The organism is Pantoea sp. X-Soil-YNGN-844 (genome assembly GCF_059730595.1).
Window position 1 is genome coordinate 2,267,467 of sequence record NZ_AP036007.1, and the last position, 15,771, is coordinate 2,283,237.

Consider the following 15,771-nt stretch of genomic DNA (forward strand, 5'->3'; position numbering starts at 1 on the left):
CTCTCTCTCCCTGAATACTTAACGAGTTGCGTTGGCGTTACGCAGCGGCGATGAGGTCGCCGCGAAACCGGGTAAGTAGCGGAACACCGCTAAGTCATCCGCCGCAATGGCTGGCTTTTTACCGGAGATGAGATCGGCCAGCAACTGACCAGAACCACACGCCATCGTCCAGCCCAGCGTACCGTGACCGGTATTGAGATAAAGATTGGAGAGTGGCGTGGCACCGACAATCGGCGTACCGTCTGGCGTCATCGGACGCAGACCGGTCCAGAAACTCGCCTGCGCGAGATGACCGCCTTCAGGATAGAGATCACTGACCACCATCTCCAGCGTTTCCCGCCGCGCTTCGGTGAGTCTGGTGTTAAAACCAACAATTTCCGCCATTCCGCCGACGCGGATACGGTCGTCAAACCGGGTCACCGCCACTTTGTAAGTCTCATCCAGAATCGTCGAAACCGGGGCAGCATCAGGATTTTTAATCGGAATGGTGAGTGAGTAGCCTTTCAGCGGATAGACCGGAATATCAATAACGTTTTTCAGCAGTGCAGTCGAGTAGGAACCAAAGGCCACTACATAGCTGTCCGCCTTGATGATCTCCTCGCCGCACTTCACACCATAAATGCGATTGCCATCGCGCAGCAGGTGATCGACCGGGGTGTTAAAGCGGAAAACCACGCCTGCCTCTTCAGCCATTTTTGCCAGCCGCTGCGTAAAGAGCTGGCAGTCACCGGTTTCATCGTTAGGCAGGCGCAGTCCGCCAGTGAGTTTATGCTGGGTTGCCGCCAGCGCCGGTTCCACGCGAGACAGCTCATGTGCCTCCAGCAGCTCATAGGGCACGCCCGCGTCGCGCAGTACCGCAATATCTTTACTGGCGCTGTCGAACTGCTGCTGCGTGCGAAACAGCTGCAATGTTCCGCCCTGACGACCCTCATAGGCGATGCCGGTCTCAGCGCGCAACGCTTTCAGACAGTCACGACTGTATTCGGCAATCCGCACCATGCGGCTTTTATTCTGCTGATAGTGGTTGATGTCGCAGTTGCGCAGCATGTGCCACATCCACTCGAGCTGGAAACTGCTGCCATCCAGCCGGATAGCCAGCGGCGCGTGGCGCTGGAACATCCACTTCACCGCTTTCAGCGGCACGCCAGGTGCCGCCCAGGGTGCGGCATAGCCCGGTGAGATTTGACCCGCATTGCCTGCGCTGGTCTCCATCGCGGCAGCGGGCTGACGATCGATGACGGTAACCTGATGTCCGGCACGCGCCAGATACCAGGCGCTTGCCACCCCGACCACACCACTTCCAAGAATGACTACGTGCATAGCTCCCCCACCCGGCATATAAAAGCATAATTCACTGTTCAGCAGATGATAGTCAGCGGATTTACACAGCGGACACCACCCCATAAATTCAGCATCTATTTCACATCTTTTTCACTTTTCAGGTAACTAAAATCTTGTCGCACGGCCAATTTCAGCGCTTTATGCGCCTTAATCCATAAACACAGAAATAAATGACAACAAAAGCAGTTAAATCTGCGCATGGCAGGAGAATCATTCAACCCCATACATTCTGCTTATAAACAGGATGATATTCCGCGCTTTGAAATAACATTCGAATTAAAGGCTATTAAATTCTCTGCCGCACCTGTCTTAATGATTTTGTGCCAAAGAATTCGTTTGAGTTCGCATTTCGGATAAGCGACAGTGGGCTATCATTGTTGTGTTCGCTCAGTTTTTTTCGGGTTCCCTTTTTCAGGATGAAGCCTTAAATAACCAGAACGGGTTGTCTTTCGGGTCAGCCGGTTTGCAAAAAAGAGGTGCGCTATGACGACAATCTTTGACGAAGCCATCAGAGACAGCAAACGACTCAATGACGGACCAGACTGGACATTCGAACTGCTTGATGTCTATTTAGCAGAGATAGACCGGGTTGCTAAACTCTACCGGCTTGATACCTACCCGCACCAGATTGAAGTGATTACCTCAGAACAGATGATGGATGCCTATTCCAGCGTTGGCATGCCCATTAACTATTCACACTGGTCATTCGGTAAAAAGTTTATCGAGACCGAGCAGCGCTATAAGCATGGTCAGCAGGGTCTGGCCTATGAAATCGTTATCAACTCCAACCCCTGCATCGCCTATCTGATGGAAGAGAACACCATGACCATGCAGGCGCTGGTGATGGCGCATGCCTGCTATGGCCATAACTCCTTCTTCAAGAATAACTATCTGTTCCGCAGCTGGACCGATGCCGGATCGATTGTCGATTATCTGCTGTTCGCCAAAAACTATATTAGTGACTGCGAAGAGCGTTATGGCGTCGAAGAGGTCGAGCGACTGCTCGACTCCTGCCATGCCCTGATGAATTATGGCGTCGATCGCTATAAACGCCCGCAGAAAATCTCCCTTCAGGAGGAGAAGGCGCGGCAGAAAAGCCGTGAAGAGTATTTGCAGAGCCAGGTGAATACCCTGTGGCGAACGCTGCCACGGCGTGAGAAAGAGACAGTGGCTTTTGAAGCGGCACGCTACCCTTCTGAGCCGCAGGAAAACCTGCTCTATTTTATGGAAAAAAATGCCCCGCTGCTGGAGCCCTGGCAGCGTGAGATCCTGCGCATTGTGCGCAAGGTAAGCCAGTATTTCTATCCGCAGAAGCAGACGCAGGTCATGAACGAAGGCTGGGCGACGTTCTGGCACTACACCATCCTTAATCACCTGTACGATGAAGGCAAAGTGTCGGAACGTTTTATGATGGAGTTCCTGCACAGTCACACCAACGTCGTTTATCAACCGCCCTATAACAGTCAGTGGTACAACGGCATCAACCCTTATGCGTTAGGGTTTGCGATGATGCAGGATATCAAGCGGATCTGTCAGTCACCGACTGAAGAAGATCGCTACTGGTTCCCGGATATCGCCGGCTCCGACTGGCTGGAAACGCTGCATTTTGCGATGCGTGAGTTTAAGGATGAAAGTTTTATCAGCCAGTTCCTGTCGCCGAAAGTGATGCGTGATTTCCGTCTCTTCACCGTACTGGATGATGACCGCAACAACTATCTGGAGATCGCCGCTATCCACGATGAGGCAGGCTATCGCGCCATTCGGCAGCAGCTCTCTGCACAGTACAACCTGAGTAATCTTGAGCCTAATATTCAGGTCTACAACGTCGATCTTCGTGGCGATCGTTCACTGACTCTTCGCTATGTGCCACAGAGTCGTACGCCGCTCGATAAGAGTCGTCGCGAGGTGCTGAAGCATGTTCATCGTCTTTGGGGATTTGATGTAATTCTGGAACAGCAGAACGAAGATGGCAGCGTAGAATTGCTGGATCGTAATCCGCCGCGCGGTTCATCGCTCTGATGCGCTAAAAACAAAAAACCGGACGCGATGTCCGGTTTTTTTTATCGTTTATTGCCGAGGTCGTCTGGCAGGTTCTTCTGCATACTGTGCCAGATTTCGCCGCTGCGGCGGCCATAGTTGCGCACCACCTCTACGATCTCATCCTGGCCTGGCTCTTTGTCGCACAGCGCCAGAAGGGTCAGATAGAAATCCCGCGCAACCTGACGCGCTTCCGCACTGGAAAAATAGTGACGACCTACGCGGGTATAGAGGCCTTTCAGGCCATTCAGGATCAGACCGTAAATCGGATTGCCTGATGCAAATGCCAGACCGCGGAACACCCGGTAGTCGAGTTCGGTATAGGCATCCGCCTGATCGGCCGCGGCACTTACCGTCTCCAGCACTTCACGCGCTTTGCCCGGATGATGGCGCAGCGCACGGCTGATAAAAATCGATGAAATGTTGCTGCGAACTGACAGCAGGTTGTCGATCAACACTGGCACACTGTCGTGATCGAGGCGGGCAAGCGTTTCCAGAATATTCAGGCCGGAGGTCTCCCAGAAATCATTCACACGGGTCGGTTTGCCGTGCTGAATCGTCAGCCAGCCGTCACGTGCCAGTCGCTGCAGCACTTCACGCAATGTGGTGCGCGTTACCCCAATCAATTCAGAAAGCTCACGCTCAGCAGGAAGAATCGATCCGGGCGGAAAGCGACTGTTCCAGATGCTTTCAATAATATACTCTTCAGCAAATCCCGCTGGACTCTGAGCCTTTATAACCATAGCAATGTGTTCTCGTTGCTTTTCTAATCATGATGGGGACTCATCATACCAGACGCCCTATAGCGGATATAGCCTGCGCAACCATTAAAACCGGGCGCGAGCGCATATTTCAGACTGGCTGGCGGCGAACGCTGCTGTTATAAGACGACGGCCGGATGCACGTTTTTCTGCGCCGGAACATTCAGTCTCAAAAGCAGCAGAAAATCATCCTGAAAGCACAGTATGCGGGTTCCGGATGGCCTGCACTTGCCGTTTCGCTTTCTGCTAATTGCAGCCGGTTTTTTCTCAACGTCGCCATCCTGGCGCTGTTAACTGAGCAGGCATCAGCTGGAAGGCCTCCGCTTATCCTCCTGTAACCTGCTCTGGATCAGAATCAGGTCATGTTTGCACACGATTTTTCCCTGTCCCTGGCTGGTTTGCCCGCGCTTTTGGTTTACACTGCGTGGCATTAACGTTTACAGGGAATGCAATATGTTGCGATATCTGAATCAATGTTCTCGTGGTCGGGGAGCCTGGTTATTACTGGCACTGACGGCGCTTGCACTGGAATTGACGGCACTCTTCTTTCAGCACGTGATGGGATTAAAGCCCTGCGTGATGTGTATTTATGAACGTAATGCGCTGTTTGGTGTGCTGGGCGCGGGTCTGGTCGGTGCGATTGCGCCGAAATCACCGCTGCGTCTGGGCGCTCTGGCGTTATGGATCTACAGTGCCTGGGAGGGCCTGCGTCTCTCTTATGAACATACGATGATTCAGCTGCATCCAAACCCGTTTACGACCTGTGATTTTGCTGCCCGTTTTCCCAGCGGGTTACCGCTGGATAAGTGGCTGCCGTCGGTGTTTCTGGCCAGCGGCGACTGTGCAGAACGCAGCTGGACTTTCCTGACGCTCAGCATGCCGCAGTGGATGATTGGGGTGTTTGCTGGTTATCTGCTGGTCGCCGTGCTGGTGCTGATTGCCCAGCCTTTCAAACCTAAGCGTCGCGATCTCTTTGGTCGCTGACACGAAACGTGGCTGAGATTAAAAAAGGCTGCCACTGGCATAATGCTGGTCAGTTAAGCGACAGGTGATAACGCAGTCTGGCGCCGGGCAGGGAGGGCCGATCCCCGAACGGTTCGTCGGCACGACGTCAAAGCCGAAGGTACCGCGTGAGCGGCGCGAGGACGGCCCGGCAGCAGCAGAGGTGCTCAGGCCCGCACTGCGGCTCCCTCGCCCATAAAAAAAGCTGCCACGTTTGACCGTGGCAGCCTTTACAAATCTAATCTTAACTGACCAGCATTATGCCACTGGCAGCCTTTTTACGTTTCAGATGATGCCGTGGCGTTTAGCCGTTGCGATCGGGGCGATCAATAATATGATCTTCCCAGTCCCGCACTTCACTCTCCCGCACCGCAATATAACGCACCGAAATTCGCTGCGCATGCATCGCGGTTTTCGAACCGGCCCGCAGCGGATGCCAGACTGGCAATCCTTTGCCCTCACCCAGCAACCGGTAGGCGCAGGTGCGCGGCAGCCAGTTGAAGGTGGTCAGATTTTCGCGCGTCAGCTTGATGCAATCCTCTTCTAATTCGAAGCGGCGCTCATAGTTACGGCACTGGCAGGTTTTAATATTGAGCTGATTGCAGGCGACGTTGGTGAAGTAAATCTCATCCGTGTCAGCATCCTGCAACTTGTTCAGGCAACACTGGCCACAACCATCACACAAGGATTCCCATTCCTCATCGCTCATTTGTGCCAGGCGTTTTTGTTGCCAGAAAGGGGTGTCAGTCATGATGATTTGTCCGGGTTGTGCCTGAAACGCACCTTATAAAGCCTATGCTGCGGTGATGCAAGTTTTTAGAGTACGCGCGTGCTGATGCCGTGACCCGCCAGTGACACTTCCAGCTTGTCACCTGAGCGCATCGGACCCACACCCTCAGGTGTCCCGGTCAGAATGACATCACCTGCACGCAGCGTAAAATAGTGGCTCATATGAGCAATCAGCGGCAGAATTTTATGAATCATATCGGCGGTGTTGCCGTGCTGACGCACTTCTCCGTTTACCACCAGCTTAAGCTCGACATTCTGTGGATCATCACTGAATTCGGCTACCGGGATGAAACCGGAGATGGGACAGGCGTTATCAAAGCCTTTTGATTTTTCCCATGGCTGGCCCGCTTTTTTCAGCCCGGACTGCAGGTCGCGCAGCGTCAAATCCAGCGCCACGCCATAGCCTGCAATCGCCTTAGCCACGTGTTCTTCACTCGCCTGCTTCAGCGTCGCACCAATCAACACCGCCAGTTCGACTTCGTGATGAACTTCGCCAAAAGCGTCGGGAATGGAGAGCGGCTGGCGCAAATCACACAGCGCCGTTTCCGGTTTGATAAAGATCACCGGCTCGGTTGGCGTCGCACTACCCATCTCTTTAATGTGTTTTGCATAATTACTGCCGACGCAAACCACTTTGCTGACCGGAAAATCTAGCAGAGCGCCTTGCCAGTTATGATGCTGATACATGCTCATCCCCTGTTCAGGTTAGGTGTGATGCCAGCGCGGCTGGCGGGTTGATGTTTGCTGATGCATTGATCGAAATGCCAGCAACAGAGCGTGATAATAAGATCCTTTTAACCATCCAGGGTGCGGAATTTGTCAAAAAGCGTAAACGATGCCCCTGGCATGCTGAATAATCGTACAAATAAGGTGTGAAAATGTGGACTGGGTATTTAAACAGGGGTGAAACAGATAAGCTGCGCCGTTAATTTTGCGCAGCTTCAGAGCAATATTAACCCTGCAGTATCGCACCAACAGGATTTATATTTACAGAAGAATCCGAGTTAAACTTTTTTATCGGCCTCTAAATGAATTTTTAGCAGACTTTCAATCGGCGGTGGAAGCTGTAAATAATAACCCTGCTCGCTCAATCCCTGCTTAACTTTATTGATATCCGCATTAGCCAGCCTGTCGCGGCCCGCCAGCTTTAGCACCATCGCCAGCTGCGGCTTGCCAAATCCTTTCAGCAATTCTTCCGGAACGCGCGAGAAATCGTCCTTTTTTTCAACATAGAGATAAGTCTGGTCACGTAACGGGCTTCTGTAGATCACACAAAACATATTTTTTACTCGAATTAACCGGCGTTGAGGCTTGTCTGAATATAGCTGTAACTATAACATGCTTGCAGAACTTCGAATATTCACCGTTAGCGCTTCAGCGATGATTTTATCATCGTCAGGTTAACGGTAGTGAAAACAGGACTGAGTCGGGACAGATGTCGCAAACGCCAATCGAATTCAAAGGTAGCAGTTTCACCCTGTCTGTCGTCCATTTGCATCACCATGACCCTGCGGTGATTCGCAAGGCACTCCAGGACAAGATTGACCAGGCTCCCGATTTCCTGAAAAACGCCCCGGTGGTGCTTAACGTCGCCACATTGAGTGCCGATGTTAACTGGAAACAACTGCAGCAGGCGATTCTTGCTACCGGCTTGCGCATTGTCGGCGTAAGCGGCTGCAAAGATGAAGCACTGAAACGCATGATCGTGCGTGCAGGGCTGCCGGTACTGGCAGAAGGCAAAGAGGCCAGGCCGCGCGCCGAAGCACCGCAGCCGGCCGCCACTCCTGAACCGCAGCCGGTTGTAACCGAGACGGCAGCAGCGAAAACCCGCATCGTGAACACGCCGGTGCGCTCAGGCCAGCAGATTTATGCGCGTGACGCCGACTTAATTATCACCAGCAGCGTCAGTGCCGGTGCCGAACTGGTCGCCGATGGCAACATTCATATTTACGGCATGATGCGCGGTCGCGCCCTGGCAGGTGCCAGCGGCGATCGCAACTGCCAGATTTTCTGTACTAACCTGGCGGCCGAGCTGGTCTCGATTGCCGGAGAGTACTGGATCATGGATCAGATCCCACAAGAATTTTTTGGTAAAGCCGCGCGCCTGTGCCTGCAGGATGGCGCGCTGACTATCCAGACACTTAATTAGGCCCCTTTTCTTTTGTTAAGGAAATCAACATTTATGGCACGCATTATTGTAGTTACATCCGGTAAAGGGGGCGTTGGTAAGACCACGTCAAGCGCGGCCATCGCCACCGGTTTAGCGCAGAAAGGCAAAAAGACGGTCGTTATCGACTTTGATATCGGTCTGCGTAACCTGGATTTGATCATGGGCTGTGAGCGCCGTGTGGTCTACGACTTCGTTAACGTTATTCAGGGCGATGCCACGCTCAACCAGGCGCTGATTCGCGACAAACGCACTGAGCAGCTCTACATTCTGCCTGCATCGCAGACCCGCGATAAAGATGCGCTGACCCGTGAAGGTGTTGAGAAAGTCCTGAACGATTTAGGCGCAATGGAGTTTGATTTCATCGTCTGCGATTCACCGGCAGGGATTGAAACGGGCGCACTGATGGCGCTCTACTTTGCTGATGAAGCCATCATCACCACCAACCCGGAAGTCTCTTCTGTCCGCGACTCCGACCGCATCCTCGGCATCATCTCCTCTAAATCCCGTCGCGCTGAAAACAGTCAGGACCCGGTGAAGGAGCATCTGCTGCTGACCCGTTATAACCCTGGCCGGGTAAACCGTGGTGATATGCTGAGCATGGAAGATGTGCTGGAAATTCTGCGCATTCCCCTGGTCGGCGTGATCCCTGAAGATCAATCGGTGTTACGTGCCTCTAACCAGGGCGAGCCGGTGATTCTTGACGGCGAATCTGATGCTGGCAAAGCCTATGCCGATACCGTTGAACGGTTACTCGGTGAAGTACGCCCCTTCCGCTTTATCGAAGAAGAGAAGAAGGGTTTCCTGAAACGCCTGTTCGGGGGATAAACCATGGCATTACTTGATTTCTTTTTATCCCGGAAGAAGAACACTGCCAACATAGCCAAGGAACGGCTGCAGATTATCGTGGCAGAACGGAGAAGGGGCGACAGTGAGCCCCACTATCTTCCGCAACTTAAGCGCGACATTCTGGAAGTGATTTGCAGATATGTGAAGATCGATCCGGAAATGGTCACGGTACAGCTCGATCAGAAAGGTGATGACATCTCGATTCTTGAGCTGAACGTCACGCTGCCGGAAACGGATGAAGTGACTAAATGACGCTGACCGTTTCCTGAATTTCCCCTGCGCAGTGGCAGGGGAAATTTAACCGGTTAACAACCCGCAAGAATCTCCTCAATGCCGGGTTTCAGCAGTTCGCCCCGCCATCCGGTAAGTAGCTCCGGCTGACGTCCCTGTGGCTTCAGGCCCCAGTGCAGGCTTAACACCTGATTAATCTGACGTCGTGACGCCAGCAACTCCTGACTGAATCCGCTCTGCTCGCTCACCTGCTGTACCAGCGCCTTCATCGCCTTAAACACCTGCTTGTAGTGCGGATGGTCGATCAGATTGCCCAGCGGAGCCGGCAGTTCATTCTCGTCAAGCGCCTCTGCTTCAGCCACCAGCGCCACCAGCGTTTTGCCATGGAAACGGATTTCGTGGCCTGACAGCCCCAGATGATCCAGCTCACCCAGAGAGCCAGGCATAAAGCGCGCCACTTTCCACAGATGCTCTTCGCGCACCACAAAATTAACCGCCATATCCTTTTCACGCGCCAGCTTCAGACGCCAGGTCGCCAGCCGTTGCAGTGCCGCCAGCTGACGCGGACGCAGTTGCCAGGCGTTGGTGATATCCCGCCAGGCTTCCTCCGGCGACAGGCTATCCAGACGGCGCTGACACAGGTTATCGCACTCACTGAGTGCCGCCGCCATATTGCCGGCCTCTTCCGTGTTGATCATCAACTGACGGGCAATCGGCAGCAGATAGTGAACGTCCGCCGCCGCATACTCGCACTGACGCTGGGTCAGAGGACGTGCCAGCCAGTCGGTACGTGATTCACTTTTATCCAGCTCGACCTGCGTGAAATGCGCCACCATGGAAGCAAAGCCCCAGGAGAGGGGCTGGCCGGAGAAGGCTGCCAGAATCTGGGTGTCGATCATCGGCATCGGCAGCACGCCGAAACGGTGCAGGAAGACTTCCAGATCTTCTCCCCCGGCATGCAGGAATTTAGTCACGCTGGTGTCGGTCAGCAGGGCAATAAAGGGTGACCAGTCACGGATATTCAGCGGGTCAATCAGTACCAGCTGGTGATCGTCGAACAGCTGGATCAGGCCAAGCTGAGGGTAGTAGGTGCGGGTGCGGACAAATTCGGTATCAAGTGCCACCGCTGAATGCTGGCGGGCTTTCTGGCACACGTCAGCCAGTTGTTCATCCTGGTCAATAAGGGAATAGTTCACGTCTGATTTCCAACGCAGCCAACAACGCGCGGCGCTCCTTGTTAAACACAATAAAAACGCCGGACATGCCGGCGTTCAACCTCAATTCTTATACAGATTCAATTCGCGCCGGGCTTCGCCTCGTCGCGCAGCTCACGTCGCAGGATCTTGCCTACATTGGTTTTGGGTAGCTCATCACGAAACTCAATGATTTTTGGCACCTTGTAACCGGTCAGCTGGCGGCGGCAGTGATCGAGCACCTCTTCTTTGGTCAGCGACGCCTCTTTTTTCACGATGCAGACTTTTACCGCTTCGCCTGACAGATCGCTGGGTACGCCAATTGCCGCGGCTTCACGCACTTTCGGGTGCTGCATCAGTACATCTTCGATCTCATTCGGATAGACATTAAAGCCTGAGACCAGAATCATATCTTTTTTGCGGTCTACGATGCGAATAAACCCTTCCTCGTTAACGGTAACAATATCACCGCTGTGGAGCCAGCCATTTTTCAGCACTTCCGCTGTCGCTTCCGGATGCTGCCAGTAGCCCAGCATCACCTGCGGACCGCTGATACAGAGTTCGCCCGGCTCCCCCGGCGGCACTTCGTTTCCGGCATCATCCAGAATGCGTACGTCGGTTGAAGGAACCGGCAGGCCGATACTGCCCGTGTGGCAGCTGATGTCATACGGATTGACTGATACCAGCGGCGAACATTCGGTCAGGCCGTAGCCTTCCAGCAGATAGTGTCCGGTAAGCTTTTCCCAGCGCTCAGCTACCACTTTCTGCACCGCCATTCCGCCACCCGCCGAGAGACGCAGCGTTGAAAAATCGAGTTTATTGAACTGCTCATCGTTGAGCAGCGCATTAAACAACGTGTTCACGCCGGTAATCGCTGTAAACGGCACTTTACCCAGCTCTTTAACGAAGCCGGGAATATCGCGGGGATTAGTGATCAGCAGATTCTGACCGCCAAGCTCCAGGAAGAGCAGGCCATTCACGGTTAAAGCGAAGATGTGATAAAGCGGCAGCGCGGTGACCACAAATTCTTTTCCGTCACGCAGCACTTTACCGTAGGTCGCGCGGGTCTGCTCCAGGTTCGCCTGCATGTTGCGATGGGTCAGCATCGCCCCTTTCGCCACGCCGGTGGTGCCACCGGTGTATTGCAGGAAGGCGAGATCGTCATTCGAAACCGTCGGTCGCTGATAATTGAGCGTGGCACCCACTTCCAGTACCTGGCGAAACGAAATGGCGCCCGGTAAATGGTATTTCGGCACCAGCTTCTTCACATACTTAACGATAAAGTTAACCAGTGTGGCTTTTATCGGTGCCAGCTGATCGCCCATCCGGGTCAGGATGACATGCCGCACAGCGGTTTCCGCCACCACTTTTTCCAGCGTATGCGCAAAATTTGAGACAATAACGATGGCGCTGGCACCGCTGTCATTGAGCTGATGCTTCAGCTCACGCGGCGTATAGAGCGGATTCACATTGACCACCACCATACCGGCACGCAGTACACCAAACAGGGCCACCGGATACTGCAGTAAGTTAGGCATCATCAGCGCCACCCGGTCACCTGCTTTCAGGCCCAGCTGGTGCTGGAGATAAGCAGCAAAGGCACGGCTCTTCTCTTCCAGCTGACGATAACTCATCTTCTGACCCATGTTCAGGAACGCGGGTTGATCGGCGTAGCGTTTTGCGGCCTGCTCAAACAGATCCACCAGCGAGGTGTAACGATCTGCACTTATTTCGGCAGGCACATCTGCCGGGTAGCGTTTCAGCCAAACCTTATTCAAGGATCCACCCCGATAATTATGTTGTATTTCCATCGCTGCCTCAGCCAATCTGGTTTGTTAACAATATTTTAACTGATTGTACCAGTTTGCCTGTTTCGGCATGTTGAGGTTGCGAAGTGCATCACTAAATTTCGTGCCGGGAAAACAGGCCAATAAAAAGCCCGGTAGCGAGCACCGCGACCGGGCTGGATAAATCATGTTTACACTTATTCGGTCAGGATGGTCTGCACCTCTGAAGGTCCGGTGTTGACCATTCCCCAGTAGGGATTCGGGCCCCAGTATCCGCCGCGATGGCGGGTTGGACCATACCAGATCCAGGGATCCATCGGCTGGGGTGGTGCTGTCACCTGCTGGGTAAGTCGCCAGCGCTGATAACCGCGCACATCAATGACCGCAAATTTGTAATCGGCCTCACCAATTTTACCCTGCTCTGTGCCCTTCAGCGTACCCAGCACGGTAACGTACTGGTTTCTGACATCCACCGGATCAACAAAACCGTGAATGTCAGCATAAATCCGGCCAACCGAGGCCGCACCCAGACGCGGTCTGGCGCTCTCATCCAGCGGCTGTGCCGCAATCTCAAGCCGGGTTTTGCCGTTCAGGTTAGTGACATTCACCACCTTGCCGCCAAAGCGCGATTCCTGCCCGACAAAGAGCGAGGGATCGCTCATCACCCGCAACAGATCCTGCTGCGGCTGAGGTGAGCTGCCCTGCAGCGTGTCAGGAATGGAGACACAGCCGGTTAACGCCAGCACACAGGTCAGCAGCAGACCTGAAAGCCCTTTACCACACATTGACGACATAGACGTTCTCCCGTTAGGTAAAGAGTTAGACTGGACGTATAACAATAAGTTGCGTGCATTTTACCGGCCAGGTAATTTTTTCCAGGCGACTTCATTACGCAGATAAGTGGGCTCCGCCGTTTCCGGCAGCAGCGTCTTCCCCTGTGCCAGCGCAAGGGTCGCCAGCGGCAGCATATCTTCTGCAGTGGGCAGCGTAACGTCACTGGCTTTCAGGGTAAGTTCGTGTCCCTGCTGCAGGGCAGGATAAGCCTGCCAGCCGGTGCCTGCGGTCATCCATTCGCCAGAGAGCGCCTGCATCCGGGCCAGTGCCGCTTCGGGCGACAGCACGCTTTCGCTGGCCTCACCCTGCCAGGCACCCTGTTCATCACGCTGATATTCGGCCCAGTAGACCTCGCCCATCCGCGCATCAATAGCGGTTAATACGCGGGTAGCACCGTGCAGACGCCATGCGCCTTCCGCCAGCGTGGCCAGCGTGGAAACCGCGATCATCGGCAGTGAAGCGCCCAGTGCCAGTCCCTGCGCAATGCCAATGCCAATCCGCACGCCGGTAAAACTGCCAGGGCCGCGACCAAAGGCGAGCGCGTCCAGGTCGGTCAGTTCCAGCTGCTGTGCCAGCAGTAGCTCTTCGATCAGCGGTAAAATACGCTGGGTGTGATCGCGCGGGGCAATTTCGAATCGGGCATCAATCTGTTGCTGATTCAGCAAGGCGGCTGAACAGGCTTCTGTCGCCGTATCCAGCGCTAAAATTCGGGCTGACATGACTACCTCAGAAGAAAGAAAACGGCGCGCATCTTAGCATAAAATTACGCGTCTGGTTCGGGTTGCTGGCGGATAAAGGCGATGGCGCGGGCAATGTCCCGGGTGCGCGGCGTCGGCGGCAGGCTATTGAGAAACAGCGCGCCATAAGGACGAGAAACCAGACGCTGATCGCAAATGACCAGTACGCCACGATCGTCGGTATCGCGGATTAAACGTCCCACGCCCTGCTTCAGGGTGATCACCGCATCCGGCAGTTGCACATCCGTAAAGGGATCGCCGCCACGAATCCGGCAATCTTCCATTCTGGCTTTCAACAGCGGATCTTCCGGTGAGGTGAACGGCAGTTTATCGATGATCACCAGCGACAGCGCATCACCCCGCACATCCACGCCTTCCCAGAAACTGCTGGTCGCCACCAGCAGGGCATTGCCCTTATCGATGAACTGTTTCAGCAACTGACCCTTGCTGGTTTCACCCTGCACCAGCACGGGCAGCGTCATTGAGGCGCGAAATTCTGCGGCCAGCTCGCGCATCATCAGGTGCGACGTGCAGAGAAAGAAACAGCGGCCTTTATTGGCATCAATCAGCGGCTTCATCATTGCGGCCAGCTGGCGTGCACCACCCGGACGGTTAGGCTCAGGCAGATTGCGCGGAACGCAGAGCAGCGCCTGCTTCGCAAAATCGAACGGGCTGTTCAGAATCAGGCTTTTTGCTGCATTCACACCCAGCCGTTCGGCGAAGTGTGCCATTTTCTCATCCACCGCCAGGGTGGCTGAGGTGAAGATCCATGCAGCCTTACGATTATCCATTACTTCACGGAAGCGTTCTGCCACCGAGAGCGGCGTCAGCGCCAGGATAAAGTGACGTGAGGTACACTCATACCAGTAGCTGTAGCCCGGCTCGTTAATCGCCCGCAGCCGTTTTAACCGGCCACGGTAGAGCGCGGCTCGCTCGAAGGCGGCATCCAGCAGGGCTGAACGGCCCAGTGAGAGTTTGATAACGTCGTAACAGAGCTCAAGTGCATCATCCAGCAGCGTAAACATCCGCAGGATGTTGTTATCGCTCAGCAGTTCACGCAGGTTACCGCGATAGCCGGGATCGCCTAATGACAGGCGAAAATCCTGCGCGCACTGCGCCAGGCGGTCAGCGGATTTCTGCAGCTGCTGAGCATCACGCACTTCGGTGCGGTAGGCGGTAATAATATCTTTGGCGAGATCGAGTAACTGGCGGCTGGAGAGCTGCTGCCCAAAATACTGACTGGCGATATCGGGCAGCTGATGGGCTTCGTCGAAGATCATCACATCCGCTTCGGGAATAAGTTCGCCAAAGCCGCCCTCTTTCACCACCAGGTCAGCAAGAAACAAGTGGTGGTTCACGACCACTACATCGGCGTCCATAGCGCGCTTACGCGCTTTGACCACAAAGCACTCTTTATAGCGCGGGCAGTCAGTGCCGAGGCAGTTATCGTTGGTGCTGGTGACCAGCGGCCAGACCGGGCTGTCTTCGGTCACGCCCGCACAGCTGCTGATGTCGCCATCTTCCGTCTGCGATGACCAGCTGCGTAGCGTCACCAGATCGGTCAGCCCCTGCACGGTGAGATCGCCGCCCGCCATCGATTGCTGTTCCATGCGTTCCAGGCAAAGGTAGTTGGAGCGTCCTTTCAGCAAGGCCGTTTTACCTTTGAAATCCAGCGCCTTGATCATCGTAGGCAGATCACGGCCATAGAGCTGATCCTGCAGCGCTTTGGATCCGGTGGAGACAATCACTTTTTTACCGGCCCGCAGAGCGGGAGCCAGGTAGGCATAAGTTTTTCCGGTGCCGGTACCGGCCTCGACCACCAGTTCACCCTCCTGTTTTACGGCTTCAGATACCGCCTGCGCCATCTCACGCTGTGCTTCACGCGGCTTAAAGCCTGCGATCGCGAGCGCCAGCGCGCCATCCACTGCAAAATCGTCTGCCACATACCCTCACTAAGAACGGCAAAAACACTGTAATTATGTCAGTATTGGATCAACAAAGCAAAATTGATAATTATCAATATCTTACCTATTTTCAGCGGTT

The 15,771-nt window shown here is 54.3% G+C and carries 15 protein-coding genes; 5 read left to right on the plus strand and 10 right to left on the minus strand.

The window, feature by feature from the left end; genetic code table 11:
* Window positions 1-18: 18 nt before the first annotated feature.
* Complete coding sequence (locus AC6I8C_RS10640) at window positions 19-1,320, minus strand: D-amino acid dehydrogenase (RefSeq protein WP_315311246.1); 1,302 nt, start codon at window positions 1,318-1,320, stop codon at window positions 19-21.
* Window positions 1,321-1,824: 504 nt separating this feature from the next.
* On the opposite strand from AC6I8C_RS10640, the gene AC6I8C_RS10645 reads away from it, so the two are divergent.
* Window positions 1,825-3,360 (plus strand): SpoVR family protein, encoded by a 1,536-nt coding sequence (locus AC6I8C_RS10645; RefSeq protein ID WP_150015168.1) that lies wholly within the window; start codon window positions 1,825-1,827, stop codon window positions 3,358-3,360.
* Between the two features lie 41 nt (window positions 3,361-3,401).
* Here AC6I8C_RS10645 and fadR read toward each other — a convergent pair whose 3' ends face one another.
* Window positions 3,402-4,121 (minus strand): fatty acid metabolism transcriptional regulator FadR, encoded by a 720-nt coding sequence (gene fadR / locus AC6I8C_RS10650; protein ID WP_497822443.1) that lies wholly within the window; start codon window positions 4,119-4,121, stop codon window positions 3,402-3,404.
* Window positions 4,122-4,592: 471 nt separating this feature from the next.
* On the opposite strand from fadR, the gene dsbB reads away from it, so the two are divergent.
* Window positions 4,593-5,123: a disulfide bond formation protein DsbB gene (dsbB, locus tag AC6I8C_RS10655; RefSeq protein WP_013358077.1), complete on the plus strand. Its 531-nt coding sequence runs from the start codon at window positions 4,593-4,595 to the stop codon at window positions 5,121-5,123.
* A gap of 322 nt (window positions 5,124-5,445) precedes the next feature.
* On the opposite strand, the gene ycgN is transcribed toward dsbB, so the two are convergent.
* The 3 genes from ycgN to AC6I8C_RS10670 form a co-directional block, all read right to left on the minus strand.
* Window positions 5,446-5,892 carry a cysteine cluster protein YcgN gene (gene ycgN / locus AC6I8C_RS10660; RefSeq protein ID WP_013358078.1) on the minus strand — a complete coding sequence of 149 codons (447 nt, stop codon included), beginning with the start codon at window positions 5,890-5,892 and terminating at the stop codon, window positions 5,446-5,448.
* A gap of 65 nt (window positions 5,893-5,957) precedes the next feature.
* Window positions 5,958-6,617 (minus strand): fumarylacetoacetate hydrolase family protein, encoded by a 660-nt coding sequence (locus AC6I8C_RS10665; protein ID WP_013358079.1) that lies wholly within the window; start codon window positions 6,615-6,617, stop codon window positions 5,958-5,960.
* A gap of 317 nt (window positions 6,618-6,934) precedes the next feature.
* Window positions 6,935-7,210: a YcgL domain-containing protein gene (locus AC6I8C_RS10670; RefSeq protein ID WP_003852719.1), complete on the minus strand. Its 276-nt coding sequence runs from the start codon at window positions 7,208-7,210 to the stop codon at window positions 6,935-6,937.
* A 155-nt stretch (window positions 7,211-7,365) separates the two neighbouring features.
* Between AC6I8C_RS10670 and minC the strand changes: the two genes are divergently transcribed.
* The 3 genes from minC to minE are packed head-to-tail and all read left to right on the plus strand — an operon-like array spanning window position 7,366 to window position 9,198.
* Entirely contained in the window at window positions 7,366-8,079 is a 714-nt protein-coding gene (minC, locus tag AC6I8C_RS10675; RefSeq protein ID WP_497822444.1) for a septum site-determining protein MinC, read from the plus strand.
* A 33-nt stretch (window positions 8,080-8,112) separates the two neighbouring features.
* On the plus strand, window positions 8,113-8,925 hold the full coding sequence (gene minD, locus AC6I8C_RS10680) for a septum site-determining protein MinD (RefSeq protein WP_497822445.1): 813 nt from the start codon (window positions 8,113-8,115) through the stop codon (window positions 8,923-8,925).
* 3 nt (window positions 8,926-8,928) lie between these two features.
* Window positions 8,929-9,198 carry a cell division topological specificity factor MinE gene (gene minE, locus AC6I8C_RS10685; RefSeq protein WP_008925314.1) on the plus strand — a complete coding sequence of 90 codons (270 nt, stop codon included), beginning with the start codon at window positions 8,929-8,931 and terminating at the stop codon, window positions 9,196-9,198.
* Window positions 9,199-9,251: 53 nt separating this feature from the next.
* On the opposite strand, the gene rnd is transcribed toward minE, so the two are convergent.
* The 5 genes from rnd to yoaA all read right to left on the minus strand — a co-directional run bounded on the left by rnd (window position 9,252) and on the right by yoaA (window position 15,671).
* Entirely contained in the window at window positions 9,252-10,373 is a 1,122-nt protein-coding gene (rnd, locus tag AC6I8C_RS10690) for a ribonuclease D (RefSeq protein ID WP_497822446.1), read from the minus strand.
* Window positions 10,374-10,471: 98 nt separating this feature from the next.
* Entirely contained in the window at window positions 10,472-12,148 is a 1,677-nt protein-coding gene (gene fadD, locus AC6I8C_RS10695) for a long-chain-fatty-acid--CoA ligase FadD (protein ID WP_497822447.1), read from the minus strand.
* Between the two features lie 206 nt (window positions 12,149-12,354).
* Window positions 12,355-12,951, minus strand: a complete 597-nt coding sequence (locus tag AC6I8C_RS10700) for a Slp family lipoprotein (RefSeq protein ID WP_497822448.1) — start codon at window positions 12,949-12,951, stop codon at window positions 12,355-12,357.
* A 60-nt stretch (window positions 12,952-13,011) separates the two neighbouring features.
* Window positions 13,012-13,710: a tRNA (adenosine(37)-N6)-threonylcarbamoyltransferase complex dimerization subunit type 1 TsaB gene (tsaB, locus tag AC6I8C_RS10705; RefSeq protein ID WP_497822449.1), complete on the minus strand. Its 699-nt coding sequence runs from the start codon at window positions 13,708-13,710 to the stop codon at window positions 13,012-13,014.
* Window positions 13,711-13,754: 44 nt separating this feature from the next.
* Complete coding sequence (gene yoaA, locus AC6I8C_RS10710) at window positions 13,755-15,671, minus strand: DNA repair helicase YoaA (protein WP_497822450.1); 1,917 nt, start codon at window positions 15,669-15,671, stop codon at window positions 13,755-13,757.
* Window positions 15,672-15,771: the final 100 nt, after the last annotated feature.

Coding starts and splice junctions, on each gene's coding strand:
- AC6I8C_RS10645 (WP_150015168.1), top strand. CDS start 1,825: ATGACGACAATCTTTGACGAAGCCATCAGAGACAGCAAACGACTCAAT.
- AC6I8C_RS10670 (WP_003852719.1), bottom strand. CDS start 7,210: ATGTTTTGTGTGATCTACAGAAGCCCGTTACGTGACCAGACTTATCTC.
- tsaB (WP_497822449.1), bottom strand. CDS start 13,710: ATGTCAGCCCGAATTTTAGCGCTGGATACGGCGACAGAAGCCTGTTCA.
- minD (WP_497822445.1), top strand. CDS start 8,113: ATGGCACGCATTATTGTAGTTACATCCGGTAAAGGGGGCGTTGGTAAG.
- minE (WP_008925314.1), top strand. CDS start 8,929: ATGGCATTACTTGATTTCTTTTTATCCCGGAAGAAGAACACTGCCAAC.
- dsbB (WP_013358077.1), top strand. CDS start 4,593: ATGTTGCGATATCTGAATCAATGTTCTCGTGGTCGGGGAGCCTGGTTA.
- ycgN (WP_013358078.1), bottom strand. CDS start 5,892: ATGACTGACACCCCTTTCTGGCAACAAAAACGCCTGGCACAAATGAGC.
- minC (WP_497822444.1), top strand. CDS start 7,366: ATGTCGCAAACGCCAATCGAATTCAAAGGTAGCAGTTTCACCCTGTCT.
- fadR (WP_497822443.1), bottom strand. CDS start 4,121: ATGGTTATAAAGGCTCAGAGTCCAGCGGGATTTGCTGAAGAGTATATT.
- AC6I8C_RS10665 (WP_013358079.1), bottom strand. CDS start 6,617: ATGTATCAGCATCATAACTGGCAAGGCGCTCTGCTAGATTTTCCGGTC.
- AC6I8C_RS10640 (WP_315311246.1), bottom strand. CDS start 1,320: ATGCACGTAGTCATTCTTGGAAGTGGTGTGGTCGGGGTGGCAAGCGCC.
- AC6I8C_RS10700 (WP_497822448.1), bottom strand. CDS start 12,951: ATGTCGTCAATGTGTGGTAAAGGGCTTTCAGGTCTGCTGCTGACCTGT.